This is a genomic window from Nonomuraea jiangxiensis, assembly GCF_900099965.1.
GTDB lineage: Bacteria > Actinomycetota > Actinomycetes > Streptosporangiales > Streptosporangiaceae > Nonomuraea > Nonomuraea jiangxiensis.
Map to the genome: position 1 here is coordinate 308,395 of NZ_FNDJ01000005.1, position 15,753 is coordinate 324,147.

Here is a 15,753-nt window from a genome sequence, read left to right on the forward strand (position 1 = left end):
CGGCATGTTCGTAAACCTCAGGGAAGGCGGTTGGTTCGTGGGAGAGATCCGGCCGATCGTGCACGTGGGCGACCCGGTGCTGCATCAGCCGTGCGAGCCGGTCACCCGGTTCGACGACGCCCTGGCGGCGCTCGTGGACGACATGTTCGCCAGCATGTACGCGGCGGAGGGCGTGGGCCTGGCCGCCAACCAGATCGGCGTGTCCCTGCGGGTGTTCGTCTACGACTGCCCGGACGCGGACGGCGAGCGCCACAAGGGCGTCGTGGTCAACCCGGTCCTGGTGCTCCCCGAGGTCGGCGAGCGCCGGCTCGACCCCGGCGAGGAGGGCTGCCTGTCGGTGCCCGGCCAGTACGCGCCCCTGCCCCGCGCGGACCACGCCACCGTGCACGGGTTCGACGTGGCGGGCGAGCCCGTCACCGTCGAGGGCACGGGGCTGCTCTCGCGCTGCCTCCAGCACGAGACCGACCACCTCGACGGCCACCTCTACATCGACCGTCTGCCGGCCAAGCGGCGCAAACAGGTGCTGGCCGCGTACGAGGCGGCCCGCGATTCCGCTATGGCGGACAAAACGCCGCTATAGCGGAAATGTGCATGGCGAAGGGGTTCTGTCCAGCGGCCTGTCGATGGCCGAACTGGGGCAGCGGATCCGGGCCGAGCGGCAGGCGCGCGGCCTGTCCATCGAACGCCTGGCCGAGCTGAGCGGCATCAGCCGGAGCATGGTGTCGGAGGTCGAGCGCGGCACGAAGACCCCGACCGTGCCGGTGCTCGACCGGCCGGCCACGGCCCTCGGCACCTCGATCGCCCGGCTGCTCGACGAGCCCGCGCACGCGGCGCTGCGGGTGCTGCGCCACGCCGACCAGCGGGTGCTGCGCGACCCGTCCGGCTGGGAGCGGCGGGTGCTGTCGCCGGTGCCGGCCGACGTGGAGTTCGAGTTCATGCGCACGACCATCGGGCCGGGCGTGGACGCGGGCGAGTTCGCGCCGCACGCGCCGGGCTCGCGGGAATACCTCGCCGTCGAGGCCGGCGACCTGCGGCTGACCGTCAACGGCAGGGCGTACGAGCTGGGCGCGGGCGACCCGGCCTACTACCCGGGCGACTGCCGCCACGCCTTCGCCAACGACGGCCCGATCGACTGCGTCTACTACCTCGCCATGGAGCTGGGCGGCGCCGGCCACCACCAGAGCGGCCACGGGGGCGATGGAGGCCAGGGAGAATCGCATGGATGACCTGACCAGGGACGAGTTGCGGCGGGCCGGGGCTGCGGCGGCCGGGGTCGTGGCCGATCATCTCGCGGGCGTCGCCGGCCGCCCGGCGTGGCGACCGGTGCCGGCCGCCGAGCGTGCCTGACTGGGCGGGCGGGACGTGCTGCGGGCCTGCTTCCTGCACCCGGACACCACCGAACGGGACCTGACCGTGCTGCTCGACGAGATCCGCCTGGCGGCCAAGACCCTCTGACCCCGGGGACCCGCCCCGCTGAGCTGGGCCCATAGGCCAAGGCCAGTGAGTCGGGCCCGTGCCCGGGTAGGGGGTTCGACACCGATCGACTGGGAGGTTCCCATGGCCGAGACCGTGGCGAAGACCGTGGCGGACGTGATGACGACGCATCCCGCGACGGTCGAGGCCGACCAGCCCGTGTCCGTGGCCGCCTCGCTCATGCGTGACCATGACACCGGCTGCGTGATCGTCAACCAGAACGGTCGCATGCAGGGCATCATCACCGACCGTGACATCACCGTACGCGTGGTCGCCGCGGACAAGTGCTGCCAGACGCCGGTACGCGAGGCGTGCAGCCCCTCGGTCGAGGCCATCGGGCCTGACACCACCCTCGAACAGGCGATCCAGCTCATGCGTTCGCACGCCGTACGCCGCCTGCCGGTGGTCGAGGACGGCCGCGCCGTCGGCATCGTGAGCCTCGGGGATCTCGCGCTCGAACGCGACCCGGACTCCGCGCTGGCCGGCATCTCGGCCGCCGAGGCCAATCGATAGCCGCCAGGCGGTAGCGTGGCCGGATGGTCACCGTCGACGATGTGCGCCGCTTCGCGCGCACGCTCCCGCGCACGTCGGAACATCTGATCAGGGATCGGGTCAAGTTCCGGGTCGGCAAGATCGTTTATGTGGCGTTCTCGCGTGACGAGACGCAGATGGGCTTCGGCTTCCCCAAGGAGGAGCGCGCGGCCCTGGTCGCGGCCGAGCCGGCCAAGTTCCTGCTGCCGCGCGAGTCCGACATGCGGTTCAACTGGGTGGTCGCGCGCATGGACGCGCTCGACGAGGAGGAGATGCGCGAGCTCGTGCTGGAGGCGTGGCGCATGTGCGTGCCCAAGAAAGTACGCCTGGAGCAGCAACTCACCGCCCAGGGCCGCTGACCCCGCCGCACCGCCTCCTCCCGCAAGGCCGGTGATGGCGTCTAGGACACGCTGCGGTAGAGATCCCTGGTCAGCGTGGTGATGCGCTTGACGGAGGCGCTCCACGTGCCGCCCACCGGGTGGGCCGTCAGCACCGCCATGACGTAGCGCTCACCCTTGCCCACCAGGCCGCTGGTGTGCAGCACGGGACGGCCGTAGTCGGGCACGCCCGACCCGGTGGCGCGCTGCGCGACCCACGAGACGGGCGCGCTGGTGGCCTTGGCGTCGCACCTGACCGGCGGCGTCGTGCCGAACCCCGACCACCCCTGCTTGACCGCCCACGGCCGGGGCAGCGCGTCGGGAATGCCGAAGGTCTGGTCGAAGCCGTCGGTCCCGCACGGCGTGGACCGCCGCAGGTGCCCCAGGATCGTGTCCCTGACCTTGGGCGCGGCCCGGTCGAGCAGGTAACGGTAGGTCCGCACGATGTCGTACGCGCTGAGCGAGGTGTAACCCCAGAAGCCCGGTTTGGAGGCGGGCGGCGGCGTGGTGTCGGACAGGCCGAGCTTGCGGGCCGTACGGACGACGATCTGCCCCTTGCCCCCGCGGTCCCAGAACGTGGAGGCCGCGTCGTCGTCGCTGGACCGCAGCATGATCTTCAGCAGGTTGGCGTCGGCCGCGGGCACGCTCTTGCGCCGCTCCAGGTAGTCGATCGCGATCAGGATCTTGACGACCGAGGCCGAGCGGTATTTCCGGTGCGCGTTCTTGGTGGCCACGATCTTGCCGGCATGCCGGTCGAACACCACCCACGCCGCCGTGGTCCCCGCCGGGACCCGGGGCGGCTGGATGTGCACGCTCGGAGCGGCCCCGCCCGCGGCGTCGGCGGCCTGGGGAGGACCCGCGAGCGCGAGGACGAGGGGCCCGGAAAGCAGCAGGGGGGTCAGAGGCTTCATGCGCATCCGCCTATAACTACCAGATTCCCCGAGTCTACCCTTGACCCTCCAACGCAATCGGGTATAAACACAGAGGAAACCAACTCGAAACGGCGGTGAACCAACATCGTGTACGCCGAGGAGCGGCACCAGGAGATCCTGCGCAGGGCACGGGCGGCGGGCCGGGTCGACGTGGTCACGCTGGCCACCGAGCTGGAGGTGACCACCGAGACGATCCGCCGCGACCTGACCTCGCTGGAGCGGGCGGGCGTGCTGCGCCGGGTGCACGGCGGCGCGATCCCCGTGGAGCGGCTCGGGTTCGAGCCCGCGCTGGCCACCCGCGACGAGGTGATGACCTCCGAGAAGGAGCGCATCGCCAAGGCCGCGCTGGCCGAGCTGCCCGAGGACGGATCGGTGATCATCGACGCGGGCACCACCACGGGCCGCCTGGTCCAGGTGCTCCCGGCCGACCGGGAGCTCACCGTCGTGGTCAACTCGCCACCGCTGGCCACGATGCTGGCCGCGCGCCCCAACCTGCACGTGATCATGCTGGGCGGCCGGGTGCGCGGCAAGACCCTGGCCACGGTCGACGACTGGGCGCTGCGCCCGCTGGCCTATCTCAACGTGGACGTGGCGTTCATGGCGGCCAACGGCTGCCTGCCCGCGCGCGGCCTGACCACGCCGGACCCGGCCGAGGCGGCGATCAAGCGGGCCATGATCAAGGCCGCGCAGCGCAGCGTGCTGCTCGCCGACCACACGAAGTTCACCAACACCTATCTGGCCAGGTTCGCCGACCTGAGCGAGATCGACGTGGTGATCACGGACTCCGGGATCGACGTGACCCTGGCCGCCGACCTGGCCGCCGCCGGCCCGGAGGTGATCAGGGCGTGATCGTGACCCTGACGCTGAACCCGAGCCTCGACCGCACCATCGAGATCGCCTCGCTCGACAGGGGCACGGTGATCCGCGCCGCCGCGGCCCACCTCGACCCCGGCGGCAAGGGCGTGAACGTCTCGCGCGCCTTACTCGCCAACGCGGTCGCCGCGCGCGCGGTGGTCCCGTACGGCGGGGACGAGGGCAGGCAGCTCGTCCGCCTGCTGGCCGCGGAGGGGCTCGACATGGTCACCGTCCCGGTCTCGGGCAGGACCCGCTCCAACGTCACCCTCGCCGAGCCCGACGGCACCATCACCAAGATCAACGAACCCGGCACGGCGCTGTCGCCCGCGGAGCTCGACACCATCGCCGAGGCGGTCCTGGCCGAGGCGCACTCCGACGACAAAGGGGCCGACTGGGTGGTCGCCTCCGGCAGCCTGCCGCCGGAGGTCCCCGCCGACGTCTACGCCCGGCTCTGCCGCAGGTTCGCCGAGGCCGGCATCCACGTGGCCGTCGACACCAGCGGCCCGGCGCTCGTCCACGCGCTCGGCGCCGCGCCCGCCCTGGTCAAACCCAACCTGGAGGAGCTGCGCGGGGCCACAGGCATGCCCATCCGCAACCTCGGTGACGTGGTGGAGGCGGCGGGCAAGCTGCGCGCGGCGGGGGCGCGTACCGTGCTGGCCAGTCTGGGCGCCGACGGAGCCGTCCTGGTCGAGGAGCACGGCGTCTGGTACGGCGAGGCGACCGTGACCGAGCCGCGCAGCTCGGTCGGCGCCGGGGACGCCATGCTGGCCGGTTTCCTGGCCGCGGGCGGACGGGGTCCGCGGGCCCTGGCGCGAGCGCTGGCCTGGGGGGCCGCCGCCGTACGCCTGCCGGGCAGCCGGATGCCGGGTCCCGGCGACATCGACCCGGACGGGGTCACCGTGGGCCCGCCCGGTCCCGACCGCCCCCTCACCGCGAGCAACCACTGATCCACTGCTCACCCCCCCCGAAGGAGCAAGTCCATGGCCGACACTTACACACCCCCGGTCACCGGAACCGGCGTCAAGGCCACCATCCAGCGCATCGGCGGCCACCTCGCCGGCATGATCATGCCCAACATCGGCGCGTTCATCGCCTGGGGCCTGATCACCGCGCTCTTCATCCCGACCGGCTGGCTCCCCAACGAGACGCTCGCGCAGATGGTCAGTCCGATCATCTCGATCCTGCTGCCGGTCCTGATCGCCTACACCGGCGGCCGGATGGTGCACGGGCAGCGGGGCGCGGTCGTCGGCGCGGTGGCGGTGATGGGCGTCGTGGTGGGTACGGACGCTCCGATGTTCCTCGGCGCCATGATCATCGGCCCCCTCACCGCCTTGATCCTGAAATATGTGGACAAGTTCACGGAGCAGCGGACCAGGGCCGGGTTCGAGATGCTGGTGGACAACTTCTCCGCCGGCATCGTGGGCGGCGCGATGGCCGTGGTCGGGATGCTGGGCATCGGCCCGATCGTCGAGACGGTCACCACGGCCGCGGGCAACGCGGTGGGCTGGCTGATCCAGCACAACCTGCTCCCCGTGGCCTCCGTGCTGATCGAGCCGGCCAAGGTGCTGTTCCTGAACAACGCCGTCAACCACGGCGTGCTGAGCCCGCTCGGCGTGGCCGAGGCGGCGGAGCAGGGCAAGTCGATCCTGTTCATGCTGGAGTCGAACCCGGGTCCCGGGCTGGGGCTGCTGCTGGCGTACCTGCTGTTCGGGCCGCGGGCGCTGCGGCCGAGCACGCCCGCCGCGATGATCATCCACTTCTTCGGCGGCATCCACGAGATCTACTTCCCTTACGTGCTCATGAAGCCGCGCCTCATCCTGGCCGTCATCGCGGGCGGCGCGGCCGGGGTGTTCACGTTCATGGTCACCGGTGCGGGGCTGGTCGCCACCCCGTCGCCGGGCAGCATCTTCGCCTACATCGCGGTCACCCCGAAGGGCGGATGGCTCGGCTCCAGCCTGGGCATCCTGCTGGCCACCGCGGTGTCGTTCGCCGTCGCCGCCGTACTGCTCGGCTTCGGCAGGGGCGAGAAGGAGGAGCCCGAGCCCGGCGAGACCGGCACGGGGCAGATGAATGAGGATGAGCACGCCCGCGCCGGGCACACCGGCACCGAACCCGCCACCAAGGAGGCCTGAGCCATGGCCGGCATCGACAGCAAGGACATCAAGAAGATCATCGTGGCCTGCGACGCCGGGATGGGCAGCAGCGTGATGCTCGCCTCCCAGCTGCGCAAGCAGCTCAAGGACACGGGCGTCAGCGTCGAGCACACGCCGGTCAACTCCATCCCCGACGACGCCGACGTGGTGCTGTGCCACGCCGGGCTGGCCGCCAGGGCCAGGGCCTCGGCTCCGGGGAAGGTGCTGGTGTCGTTCCAGATCTTCCTCGGGGACCCGGCGGTGACCCGGCTGGTGTCCACGATCAAGAACGGCGGCACGGTCGATGCGTGACGGCCTGCTCGACCCCCGGGCGGTGCTGCTGCACGAGAGCGCGCCCGACCGGGACGCGGCCATCCGCCGGTGCGGACGGGCGCTGGTCGAGGTGGGTGCGGTCGCGGAGCCGTACATCGAGGCGATGCTCGAACGTGAGCGGACCATCTCCACCTACGTCGGCGAGGGCGTGGCCATCCCCCACGGTACGAACGCCTCCAAGGAGGACATCAAGCACGACGCGATCTGCGTGGTGCGCTTCCCCGGCGGGGTTGACTGGGACGGCGAGCTCGTCACGCTCTGCGTCGGCATCGCGGCCCGGGGCGACGGGCACGTGCCGCTGCTGGCGGCGGTGGCCGAGATCCTGCTCGATCCCGATCGTGCCAGGACGTTGCGGGAGGCCACGGAGGTCTCCCGGGTATTGGAGGAACTGACATGAGGGTCGCCAGATTCCACGCTCCCGGCGACATCAGGATCGAGGACGCGCCCGAACCGGTCGCCGGCCCCGGAGAGCTGAAGATCCGGGTACGCAACTGCTCGACGTGCGGCACCGACGCCAAGATCTACAAGTTCGGGCACCACCACATCAGGCCGCCCCGGGTGATGGGCCACGAGATCGCCGGCGAGGTCGTGGACACGGGCGCACGGGTGCAGGTGATCGCGGCGATCCCGTGCGGCTCGTGCCACGAGTGCCGACACGGCCGCCAGACCGTCTGCCCGAACCAGGAGTCCATGGGCTACCACTACGACGGTGGTTTCGCCGAATACCTGATCGTCCCGGCGAAGGTGCTGGCCGTACAGGGTGTGAACGCCGTCCCGGCCGGGGTGGGCTTCGCGGAGGCGTCGATGGCCGAGCCGCTCGCATGCGTGCTCAACGGCCAGTCGCTGGCGCGCGTCGGGCCGGGCGACGACGTGGTGGTCATGGGCGCGGGCCCGATCGGCTGCCTGCACGCACGGCTGGCGCGGGCCCGCGGCGCCGCCCGGGTCTTCCTGGTCGACGTCAACGCGGGACGGCTGGCGATGGCCGCCGACCTGGTACGCCCCGACGCCGCGATCGATTCCGACGCCGTCGACCAGGTGCTGAAGCTCACCGGCGGCCGGGGCGCCGACGTGGTGATCACGGCGGCCGCGTCCGGCGCGGCCCAGGAGCAGGCGGTGCGGATGGCGGCCCGGCAGGGACGCATCAGCTTCTTCGGCGGCCTGCCCAAGGACGACCCGGTCATCGCGCTGGACGCCAATCTGGTGCACTACCGGGAGCTGACCATCGTGGGCGCGAACGGCTCCAGCCCGGCGCACAACGCCGAGGCGCTGCGACTGGTGGCCGAGGGGGCGGTGCCGGTGTCGGACCTGATCACGCACCGGCTGCCGCTGTCCCGGGTGCTCGACGGGATCGATCTCGTCAGCCGGGGCGAGGCCATCAAGGTCACCATCGAGCCCTGATCCGATCGGGAGGTTTGAGGAAGATGGCACATCGTACGGTGGTCGTGGCCTCCGCCAGCGGCCTGCACGCGCGGCCCGCCAAGCTGTTCGTGCAGGCGGCGATGCGGCTGGGGGTGCCGGTGAAGATCCGGCTGGGCGAGAAGTCGGTCCCGGCCAGGAGCATGCTCGGGGTGTTGTCGCTGGGGGCGGTCCGGGGCACGGAGGTCACCCTGGAGGCGGACGGGCCGGGGGCCGAGGAGGCCCTGGACACGCTGACGGCGCTGCTCTCCCGCGACCTGGACGCGGACGAGGCCCCCGATGCCTGACCCCACCCCCCACCCACCCCAGCACACCCCTCCCCCCGCCTCCCCCAACCCCGACGCCCCTCCCGTCCCCGGCCGCATCGCCTCCGGCACCGCCCCCGGATCAGGCACTCCTCCCTCCGGTGCCGCCCCCGGACCAGGCACACCCGCCCCCCGCACCACCTCCGTGTCAGGTACTCCCACCTCCGCGTCGGGCACTCCCGCCTCCGGCGCCACCTCTCCCTCCGACGGCCTCTCCAGCCCGGGCGGTCCCGCTTCTGGCGTCTCTCGCGGCGTCGGTGCTCTAGCCGCCGGCTCCCCTTCCAGCCTCGATACCCCCGTCTCCGACGCCGGTTCCGGTGTTGGCGGTGTCGCTCGCGGGGCCGGTGCCGGGGGGAGGCTGGGTGGGCTGGGGGTCAGTCCGGGCCGGGCGGCGGGGCCGGTGATGCGGATGGCCGGGCCGCCGGTGTTGCCGCCGCCCCGCCCGGTCGTGGACGCCGCCGCCGAGGTAGCCGCCGTGGGCAAGGCGCTGGCGGCGGTGGCCGCCGACCTCGACCGGCGGGCCGCCGCCGCGTCAGGGGAGGCCAGCGAAATCCTGGAGGCGCTGGCGATGATGGCCGGCGACCCCATGCTGCTGGAGGAGGCCGAGCAGCGGGCCGAGGCGGGCGCGGACGCGGCGCACGCTCTGGACGGGGCCTTCGCCGGGCACCGGGAGGCGCTGGCCGCGCTCGGCGGCTACCTCGCGGAGCGGGCCGCCGACCTGGACGACCTCAGGCACCGGGCGGTGGCGTACGCGCTCGACCTGCCCATGCCCGGCCTGCCCGACCCCGGCCACCCGTACGTGCTGGCCGCCGCCGACCTCTCCCCCGCCGACACCGCCGGGCTGGGCCCCGACGTGCTCGCCCTGATCACCGAGCGGGGCGGGCCGACGAGCCACACCGCGATCCTGGCCAGGGGCCGGGGCCTGCCCGCGGTGGTGGCCTGCGCGGGCGTCATGGACGTGCCCGACGGCACGGTCGTCGGGGTGGACGGTGGCACCGGCGAGATCACGATCGGCCTGACCGACGAGGAGGCGGCCGCGGTCGGGGAGGGCGACCGCGCGGAGCGGGCCCGGCTTGCGGCGAGCGCCGGACCCGGCAGGACCGCCGACGGGCATCCGGTGAAGCTGCTGCTCAACATCGGCTCGGCCGGGGACCTGCGGCCGGGCGCGGAAGGGGTCGGGCTGTTCAGGACGGAGTTCCTGTTCCTCGACCGTACGGGGGCGCCGTCGTTCGAGGAGCAGGTGGCCGCCTATGCGGAGGTGTTCGAGCAGGCGGAGGAGGTGATCGTGCGCACTCTCGACGCGGGCACCGACAAGCCGCTGCCCTTCCTGGGCCTGCCGGAGGAGCAGAACCCGGCCCTGGGCGTACGCGGCCTGCGGGTGGACCGCCTGCTGCCCGAGGTGCTGGACACCCAGCTCGACGCGATCGCCGAGGCGGCCAGGGCGACCGGCACGCAGGCGTGGGTGATGGCGCCCATGGTCACCACCCCGGCGGAGGCCGCCGGCTTCGCCCGCCGGGCCAGGGCCCGGGGCATCGCCAAGGTGGGAGCGATGGTCGAGGTCCCGGCCGCGGCGCTGCGGGCGGCGGCCCTGCTGCGGGAGATGGACTTCCTCAGCATCGGCACGAACGACCTGGCCCAGTACACGTTCGCCGCCGACCGCCAACACCCGGACCTGGCCGATCTGCTCGACCCCGGCCAGCCCGCGCTGCTCGCCCTGGTCGCCATGTGCGCGGAAGCGGGGCGGGCGGCGGGCAAGCCGGTCGGGGTGTGCGGCGAGGCGGCGGGTGACCCGCGGCTGGCGCCGCTGCTGGTGGGGCTGGGCGTGACGAGCCTGTCCATGGCCCCGGTGTCGGTCCCCGCCGTGCGGACGGCCCTGGCCGCCCGCACCCTGGCCGAATGCGCCGACGCAGCCCGATCCGCCCTGATCTGAGGCACGCGACTCTCCTCAATACCGCCCCGGCCTGAGACACGCGAACGTCAGCGACGCCGCCTGGCTGAGGCGCACGAAGTCCGGCAACGCCGCCTGGCCTAAGGCACGCGAACTCCGGCAACGCCGCCTGGCCTAAGGCACGCGAACTCCGGCAACGCCGCCTGGCCTAAGGCACGCGAACTCCGGCAACGCCGCCTGGCCTGAGGCACCGCGAACCCGGCGACGCCACCCTGCCCGGGGGCGTCTCAGCTCCGGTGCCACCTTGCCCTGGGGTGTGTCAGCTGCTGCGGCGGCGCAGGCTCGCGTCGGTCAGCTCCGGCGGCGCCCAGCCCGCGTCGGCCGGGTTGAGGGTGACGCCGGGCGGCACGATCTCGTCGATCCGGTCGAGCACGTCGTCCGTCAGGCGCACGTCGGCGGCGGTGAGCTGGCTCTCCAGGTGCTCCATGGTGCGCGGCCCGATGATGGCCGAGGTCACCGCCCGGTGCCTGATGGTGAAGGCCAGCGCCAGCTCGACCAGCGTGATCCCGGCCTCCTCCGCCAGCACGGCGAGCCGCTCGGCCGCCGCCAGCTTGCGCTGGTTGACCTCCAGCGCCATGTCATAACGCTGCGGCAGCATCACGGACCTGCGGGTCTGCGGCAGTTCGCGGCCCTCGCGGTAGCGCCCGGTCAGCCAGCCGCCCGCCAGCGGGCTCCACACGATGACGCCCATGCCGTACTTCTCGGCCACCGGCAGCACGTCGGCCTCGATGCCGCGCACGAGCAGCGAGTACGGCGGCTGCTCGCACACGAACCGCTCCAGCGAGCGCCGCTCCGCGGCCCACTGCGCCTCGACCACGCGGTGCGCGGGGAAGGTGGAGCTGCCGATGTAGCGGACCTTGCCCTGGCGGACGAGGTCGGTGAGCGCGCCGAGGGTCTCCTCGATGTCGGTGCCGGGCTCGGGACGGTGGATCTGGTAAAGGTCGATCCAGTCGGTGCCGAGGCGGCGCAGGCTGTTCTCGACGGCCTGGAAGATCCAGCGGCGGGAGTTGCCCCGCTGGTTGGGGCCCTCGCCCATGACGCCGTGGCATTTGGTGGCCAGGACCACGTCGTCCCGCTTGCCGGACTTGGCCAGCGCCCGCCCGACGAACTCCTCCGACTGACCCTGGGAGTAGACGTCGGCCGTGTCGATGAAGTTGATGCCGGAGTCGAGCGCCCGGTCGATGATCCGGGCCGACTCGTCGGGGTCGGACTCGCCCCACCCGCCGAACATCATCGCGCCGAGGCACAGTGGGCTGACCTTGAGACCGGTACGTCCGAGGTTGCGATATTCCGTCATGTCCTCACTCTGTCTTTAGAAGGCCGGCGATGGGCGTGCCGCCGGAGACGAGTTCCAGTGCCTTCCCGGCGGTCGCGGAGTCCGCGAGCACCGCGACGATGACCCCGATGGCCGTGACGTCGGCGCCGTACGCGGGCTTGCGCGTCGGCGCCGTACGCGGGCTCGCGTGCCAGGCCCGGCCGCCCCGGATCCCAGGCGCGGCGCGATCGTCCCAGGTCCACCCGCCACCACGGGCCGCACATCCACCCATGGTGTCATGGACGCATGAGCGACTATCCGCAAGCCCCCACCCCGGCATTCCTGTTCGACCTGGACGGAACGCTGATCGACAGCGTCTACCAGCATGTCATCGCATGGCGGCAGGCATTGTCCGGTATAGGGATCGACCTGTCGGTATGGCGCATCCACCGGCGTATCGGCATGAGCGGCGGGTTGTTCGTCAGCGCGTTGCTGCGCGAGACGGGGCTCGACCTGACGCGGGAGCAGATCGACGAGTTGCAGACCTCGCACGCGGAGGCATATGAGCAGCAGGCGCAGTCCGTCAGGCCGCTGCCGGGCGCCAACGAGTTGCTGTCCGAGCTGACCTCGCGCGGCGTGCCGTGGGCCATCGCCACCAGTGGATACGCCCGTACGGCCAAGCTCGCCCTGGGCCTGCTGGGCCTGCCGGACGGCACTCCGATGGTCACCCGTGACCTGGTACGCCGGGCGAAGCCGGACCCCGACCTGTTCCTGGCCGGCGCGGCGCTGGTCGGGGTGGATCCCCGGCACTCCATGGTGGTGGGCGACAGCATCTGGGACCTGCTGGCCGCCCGCCGGGCGGGAGCGCTCGGCATCGGACTGCAGTCGGGAGGGTATGGCAGGGACGAACTCGAACGCGCGGGGGCATTCAGGGTCTACGCTGACCCGGCGGACATGCTGGACAGGCTGGACGAGCTCGGGGTGCGGCAGAGCGATTAATCCAGGAATATCCCGCCGAACTACTTGGCTGGTTCATGCGTATTCCCCACAGAGGAGCTGAAGATGGATTTGGCAGACATCGGCGTCACCGGCCTGGCGACCATGGGGCGTAACCTGGCCCGCAACCTGGCCAGGCACGGATACGCGGTGGCCGTGCACAACCGCTCATATGCGCGGACGCAGCAACTCATGCAGGAATATGGCGGGGAGGGCACGTTCGTGCCGTCGGAGGAGATGGCCACCTTCGTCGCCTCGCTGAAGCGCCCACGGCGGGCGATCATCATGGTCAAGGCGGGCGCGGGCACCGACGCCGTGATCAACGAGCTCGCCGACCTGATGGAGCCGGGCGACATGATCGTCGACGGCGGCAACGCGCACTTCGATGACACCCGGCGGCGCGAGGCCGCGCTGCGCGAGCGGGGCATCCACTTCGTCGGCACCGGCATCTCGGGCGGCGAGGAGGGCGCGCTGCTCGGGCCGAGCATCATGCCGGGCGGGTCGAAGGAGTCGTGGGAGGCGCTCGGGCCGATCCTGCAGGACATCGCGGCCAAGGTGGACGGGGTGCCGTGTTCGGTGCACGTCGGCCCCGACGGTGCCGGACATTTCGTGAAAATGGTCCACAACGGCATTGAGTACTCGGACATGCAGCTCATCGCCGAGTCCTACGACCTGCTGCGCCAGGCCCTCGGCGCCACCCCGGCCGAACTGGCCGAGATCTTCCGCGAGTGGAACCGCGGCGACCTGGACTCCTACCTGATCGAGATCACCGCCGAGGTGCTGGAGCAGGTCGACGCGGAGACGGGCAAGCCGTTCGTGGACGTGGTGGTGGACCAGGCCGAGCAGAAGGGCACCGGCCGCTGGACCGTGCAGAGCGCGCTCGACCTGGGGGTCCCGGTGACGGGCATCGCGGAGGCCGTCTTCGCGCGGGCCCTGTCCGGCCACCCGGAGCAGCGCGCCGCCGCCGCGTCCCTGCAGGGCCCGTACGTGTCCGGGGACGGCGCCCGTGAGCTGGTGGACGACGTACGGCAGGCCCTGTACGCCTCCAAGATCGTCGCCTACGCCCAGGGCTTCGACCAGATGGCCGCCGCCTCGAAGGAGTACGGCTGGGACATCGAGCTCGGCGCGATGGCCACGATCTGGCGCGGAGGGTGCATCATCCGGGCCAAGTTCCTGGACCGCATCCGCTCCGCCTACGACGCCAACCCCGAGCTGCCGACGCTGCTGGCCGACCCGACCTTCGCCGACGTGCTGAACTCCGCGCAGGAGGCGTGGCGGCGGGTGGTGACCACGGCCGTGCGGATCGGCGTGCCCACGCCGGGCTTCTCCTCGGCGCTGGCCTACTACGACGGGCTGCGCCGCGATCGGCTGCCGGCGGCCCTGGTACAGGGGCTGCGGGACTTCTTCGGGGCGCACACGTACCAGCGGGTGGACAAGGAGGGCGCCTTCCACACGGACTGGTCCGGCGACCGCACGGAACGCCCGGCGTAACCTCCGCCGCACGTCCCCACGGCGCGGGCCGCGCCGGAAGCGGCCCCGCGTCCCGCACACCGCGGCCTCCGGCCGGCTCCGGCCCGCGTCCGGACGCCGCGGCCTCCGGCCGACCGCGGCCCGCGTCCGGACGTGCGGGCGGCCGCGGTTCGCGGGCCGGGAGGCCCGTGAGCGCGGATCGCACCCCATTTGACCAGGTCTTGGCGCCGCATTCGCCAACAATCGCCCGATCCCTTCACAGACGGCTACGGCCCATGTGCTGCACTGTGTGGAGGGATTGCACTATGACTACCGGGCGCCGCAGTTCGATAACAATGCGTATCACCCTGTTCACAGGGGTGGTGGCGGCCCTGATGTCGGCGCTCCTGGCCGTCACCGTCATGATCGCGTTCCATCGGTACGCCACCGGATCCCTCATCGAGGAGGTCACGGCGGCCGGCGGCCGGGTGGCCAGCGAGGTGGAGCACCGCCGGCTGGAGATGCCGCTCGCCCAGCACCGGGACCGCAACATACAGGTCGTCGACCCGCGCGGGACGATCGTCGCCGCGACACCGCAGTTGCAGGGCAAGCCGGTGATGGCCCAGTTCAACTCCGACAGCAGGAACATCGCCACCTCGGCCGTGTGCGGCGGCGTCTTCCCCGCGGGTGAGTGCGACATCGTGGTGGCGCAGTCGGCGCACCGGGACGGCCAGGACTGGACGATCTACAGCGCCTCCCCCACGATCCCGCCGTACGTGGATCCGTGGCTGGCCACGACGGTGGGCGGCGCCGCGCTTGTGCTGGCCGTGGCCATCACCTACCTGGGCCGGCGGATCGTGGCCGCCTCCCTCCATCCGGTGAGCGACATCCGGGCGGAGCTGGACAGGATCAACGAAACCTGCCCCGAGCGCCGGGTGCCGTTCCCGCCGAGCCAGGACGAGATCCACGACCTGGCCGACAGCGTCAACCGGACGCTGAGCCGCCTGCAGGCCGCGATGACGCAGCAGCGCCAGTTCACCTCGGACGCCTCCCACGAGCTCCGCAGCCCCATCGCCGCGATCCGCGCCGAGATCGAGGACGCGCTGCAGGCCCCCGAGGACACGAACCTGCCCCTGGTGTGCACGACCGTCCTGGCCAGCCTGGACCGGCTGGAGTCCATCGTGGACGACCTGCTGACCATCGCCAAGCTGGACGACGGCAGGCCGGGCGGGAAGGAGCCGATCGACCTGGCCGGGCTCGTGACCGAGGAATGCGAGCGGCGTCCCCGGCCGGACAAGCGGTTCGAGTACACCCTCGAACCCGGCGTCGTGGTGATCGGCGACCGGGCGCGGCTGACGCGCCTGCTCGCCAACCTGATCGACAACGCCGAGCGGCACGCCGCCAGCACCGTCAGCTTCCACGTGTGGCATGCGGCCAGCTCCAGGCGCGACGTGCACCGCTTCCCGAACGGGATCGCCCGGCTGGAGGTGATCGACAACGGGCCGGGCATCGATCCGGACAAGCGCGAGCTGGTCTTCCAGCGGTTCGCCCGGCTGGACACGGCCCGCGACAGGACCGCCGGGGGCACCGGCCTGGGCCTGCCGATCGCCCGGCAGATCGCCGAGGCCCACCGGGGCAGCCTCCAGATCGAGGACCACCCGAGCGGCACCCGAGTCGTCCTCTGCCTGCCCGCCGCCGGCCCGAACTAGCACCCGCCGAGCCCGTTCCCCCAGGCTCGGCGACCGCCTCAC

Annotated in this window: 19 protein-coding genes; 16 read left to right on the plus strand and 3 right to left on the minus strand. The window is 72.1% G+C overall.

The annotated features are described in order from the left end of the window. The first annotated feature begins 37 nt into the window (after positions 1–37). The 5 genes from def to BLS95_RS13615 all read left to right on the plus strand — a co-directional run bounded on the left by def (position 38) and on the right by BLS95_RS13615 (position 2,363). Positions 38–580: a peptide deformylase gene (def, locus tag BLS95_RS13600; RefSeq protein ID WP_342742705.1), complete on the plus strand. Its 543-nt coding sequence runs from the start codon at positions 38–40 to the stop codon at positions 578–580. Between the two features lie 7 nt (positions 581–587). Then, the gene (locus tag BLS95_RS13605; RefSeq protein WP_245765028.1) at positions 588–1,226 is read left to right on the plus strand and encodes a helix-turn-helix domain-containing protein; all 639 of its coding nucleotides are present in this window, start codon (positions 588–590) and stop codon (positions 1,224–1,226) included. After that, positions 1,219–1,347, plus strand: a complete 129-nt coding sequence (locus tag BLS95_RS58980; protein WP_281249990.1) for a hypothetical protein — start codon at positions 1,219–1,221, stop codon at positions 1,345–1,347. The genes BLS95_RS13605 and BLS95_RS58980 overlap by 8 nt, the downstream gene beginning before the upstream one ends. Positions 1,348–1,557: 210 nt before the next feature. Beyond that, positions 1,558–1,986: a CBS domain-containing protein gene (locus BLS95_RS13610; RefSeq protein WP_245765029.1), complete on the plus strand. Its 429-nt coding sequence runs from the start codon at positions 1,558–1,560 to the stop codon at positions 1,984–1,986. A 23-nt stretch (positions 1,987–2,009) separates the two neighbouring features. Continuing rightward, positions 2,010–2,363, plus strand: a complete 354-nt coding sequence (locus BLS95_RS13615) for an MmcQ/YjbR family DNA-binding protein (protein ID WP_090931303.1) — start codon at positions 2,010–2,012, stop codon at positions 2,361–2,363. 41 nt (positions 2,364–2,404) lie between these two features. Here the strand turns inward: BLS95_RS13615 and BLS95_RS13620 are convergent, their stop codons facing one another. Further along, positions 2,405–3,292, minus strand: a complete 888-nt coding sequence (locus BLS95_RS13620; RefSeq protein WP_245765030.1) for a D-alanyl-D-alanine carboxypeptidase family protein — start codon at positions 3,290–3,292, stop codon at positions 2,405–2,407. 108 nt (positions 3,293–3,400) lie between these two features. Between BLS95_RS13620 and BLS95_RS13625 the strand changes: the two genes are divergently transcribed. From BLS95_RS13625 to BLS95_RS13660, 8 genes are read left to right on the plus strand one after another with little or no spacing between them, the layout of a single operon-like run. Continuing rightward, positions 3,401–4,162, plus strand: coding sequence for a DeoR/GlpR family DNA-binding transcription regulator (locus tag BLS95_RS13625; protein ID WP_090931305.1), 762 nt, complete (start codon positions 3,401–3,403; stop codon positions 4,160–4,162). Further along, a complete protein-coding gene (pfkB, locus tag BLS95_RS13630) occupies positions 4,159–5,115 on the plus strand; it encodes a 1-phosphofructokinase (RefSeq protein ID WP_090931306.1) in 957 nt (318 codons plus the stop codon). The genes BLS95_RS13625 and pfkB overlap by 4 nt, the downstream gene beginning before the upstream one ends. A 33-nt stretch (positions 5,116–5,148) precedes the next feature. Beyond that, entirely contained in the window at positions 5,149–6,300 is a 1,152-nt protein-coding gene (gene mtlA / locus BLS95_RS13635; protein WP_245765031.1) for a mannitol-specific PTS transporter subunit IIC, read from the plus strand. 3 nt (positions 6,301–6,303) lie between these two features. Further along, positions 6,304–6,612, plus strand: a complete 309-nt coding sequence (locus BLS95_RS13640) for a PTS sugar transporter subunit IIBC family protein (RefSeq protein WP_090931307.1) — start codon at positions 6,304–6,306, stop codon at positions 6,610–6,612. After that, positions 6,605–7,030 carry a PTS mannitol transporter subunit IIA gene (locus BLS95_RS13645; RefSeq protein ID WP_090931308.1) on the plus strand — a complete coding sequence of 142 codons (426 nt, stop codon included), beginning with the start codon at positions 6,605–6,607 and terminating at the stop codon, positions 7,028–7,030. Before BLS95_RS13640 ends, BLS95_RS13645 begins: the two co-directional genes overlap by 8 nt. After that, entirely contained in the window at positions 7,027–8,031 is a 1,005-nt protein-coding gene (locus BLS95_RS13650; RefSeq protein ID WP_090931309.1) for a zinc-dependent dehydrogenase, read from the plus strand. Before BLS95_RS13645 ends, BLS95_RS13650 begins: the two co-directional genes overlap by 4 nt. A 23-nt stretch (positions 8,032–8,054) precedes the next feature. Beyond that, entirely contained in the window at positions 8,055–8,336 is a 282-nt protein-coding gene (locus tag BLS95_RS13655; RefSeq protein WP_090931310.1) for an HPr family phosphocarrier protein, read from the plus strand. Further along, entirely contained in the window at positions 8,329–10,284 is a 1,956-nt protein-coding gene (locus BLS95_RS13660; RefSeq protein WP_281249991.1) for a phosphoenolpyruvate--protein phosphotransferase, read from the plus strand. The genes BLS95_RS13655 and BLS95_RS13660 overlap by 8 nt, the downstream gene beginning before the upstream one ends. Positions 10,285–10,561: 277 nt before the next feature. On the opposite strand, the gene BLS95_RS13665 is transcribed toward BLS95_RS13660, so the two are convergent. Beyond that, the gene (locus BLS95_RS13665; protein ID WP_090931312.1) at positions 10,562–11,599 is read right to left on the minus strand and encodes an aldo/keto reductase; all 1,038 of its coding nucleotides are present in this window, start codon (positions 11,597–11,599) and stop codon (positions 10,562–10,564) included. 4 nt (positions 11,600–11,603) lie between these two features. Continuing rightward, a complete protein-coding gene (locus BLS95_RS13670; protein WP_090931313.1) occupies positions 11,604–11,849 on the minus strand; it encodes a hypothetical protein in 246 nt (81 codons plus the stop codon). A gap of 14 nt (positions 11,850–11,863) precedes the next feature. On the opposite strand from BLS95_RS13670, the gene BLS95_RS13675 reads away from it, so the two are divergent. The 3 genes from BLS95_RS13675 to BLS95_RS13685 all read left to right on the plus strand — a co-directional run bounded on the left by BLS95_RS13675 (position 11,864) and on the right by BLS95_RS13685 (position 15,711). Beyond that, positions 11,864–12,556 carry an HAD family hydrolase gene (locus BLS95_RS13675; protein ID WP_090931314.1) on the plus strand — a complete coding sequence of 231 codons (693 nt, stop codon included), beginning with the start codon at positions 11,864–11,866 and terminating at the stop codon, positions 12,554–12,556. Positions 12,557–12,619: 63 nt separating this feature from the next. Continuing rightward, on the plus strand, positions 12,620–14,044 hold the full coding sequence (gene gndA / locus BLS95_RS13680; RefSeq protein WP_090931315.1) for an NADP-dependent phosphogluconate dehydrogenase: 1,425 nt from the start codon (positions 12,620–12,622) through the stop codon (positions 14,042–14,044). A 314-nt stretch (positions 14,045–14,358) separates the two neighbouring features. Then, positions 14,359–15,711: a sensor histidine kinase gene (locus BLS95_RS13685; protein ID WP_143043688.1), complete on the plus strand. Its 1,353-nt coding sequence runs from the start codon at positions 14,359–14,361 to the stop codon at positions 15,709–15,711. The last annotated feature ends 42 nt before the right edge of the window (positions 15,712–15,753 follow it).

Excerpts from the sequence above, each read along its gene's own strand:
- BLS95_RS58980 (WP_281249990.1), top strand. The coding sequence starts at position 1,219 with ATGGATGACCTGACCAGGGACGAGTTGCGGCGGGCCGGGGCTGCGGCG.
- BLS95_RS13610 (WP_245765029.1), top strand. The coding sequence starts at position 1,558 with ATGGCCGAGACCGTGGCGAAGACCGTGGCGGACGTGATGACGACGCAT.
- BLS95_RS13615 (WP_090931303.1), top strand. The coding sequence starts at position 2,010 with ATGGTCACCGTCGACGATGTGCGCCGCTTCGCGCGCACGCTCCCGCGC.
- BLS95_RS13620 (WP_245765030.1), bottom strand. The coding sequence starts at position 3,292 with ATGAAGCCTCTGACCCCCCTGCTGCTTTCCGGGCCCCTCGTCCTCGCG.
- mtlA (WP_245765031.1), top strand. The coding sequence starts at position 5,149 with ATGGCCGACACTTACACACCCCCGGTCACCGGAACCGGCGTCAAGGCC.
- BLS95_RS13640 (WP_090931307.1), top strand. The coding sequence starts at position 6,304 with ATGGCCGGCATCGACAGCAAGGACATCAAGAAGATCATCGTGGCCTGC.
- BLS95_RS13645 (WP_090931308.1), top strand. The coding sequence starts at position 6,605 with ATGCGTGACGGCCTGCTCGACCCCCGGGCGGTGCTGCTGCACGAGAGC.
- BLS95_RS13650 (WP_090931309.1), top strand. The coding sequence starts at position 7,027 with ATGAGGGTCGCCAGATTCCACGCTCCCGGCGACATCAGGATCGAGGAC.
- BLS95_RS13655 (WP_090931310.1), top strand. The coding sequence starts at position 8,055 with ATGGCACATCGTACGGTGGTCGTGGCCTCCGCCAGCGGCCTGCACGCG.
- BLS95_RS13660 (WP_281249991.1), top strand. The coding sequence starts at position 8,329 with ATGCCTGACCCCACCCCCCACCCACCCCAGCACACCCCTCCCCCCGCC.
- BLS95_RS13665 (WP_090931312.1), bottom strand. The coding sequence starts at position 11,599 with ATGACGGAATATCGCAACCTCGGACGTACCGGTCTCAAGGTCAGCCCA.
- BLS95_RS13670 (WP_090931313.1), bottom strand. The coding sequence starts at position 11,849 with ATGGGTGGATGTGCGGCCCGTGGTGGCGGGTGGACCTGGGACGATCGC.
- BLS95_RS13675 (WP_090931314.1), top strand. The coding sequence starts at position 11,864 with ATGAGCGACTATCCGCAAGCCCCCACCCCGGCATTCCTGTTCGACCTG.
- gndA (WP_090931315.1), top strand. The coding sequence starts at position 12,620 with ATGGATTTGGCAGACATCGGCGTCACCGGCCTGGCGACCATGGGGCGT.
- BLS95_RS13685 (WP_143043688.1), top strand. The coding sequence starts at position 14,359 with ATGCGTATCACCCTGTTCACAGGGGTGGTGGCGGCCCTGATGTCGGCG.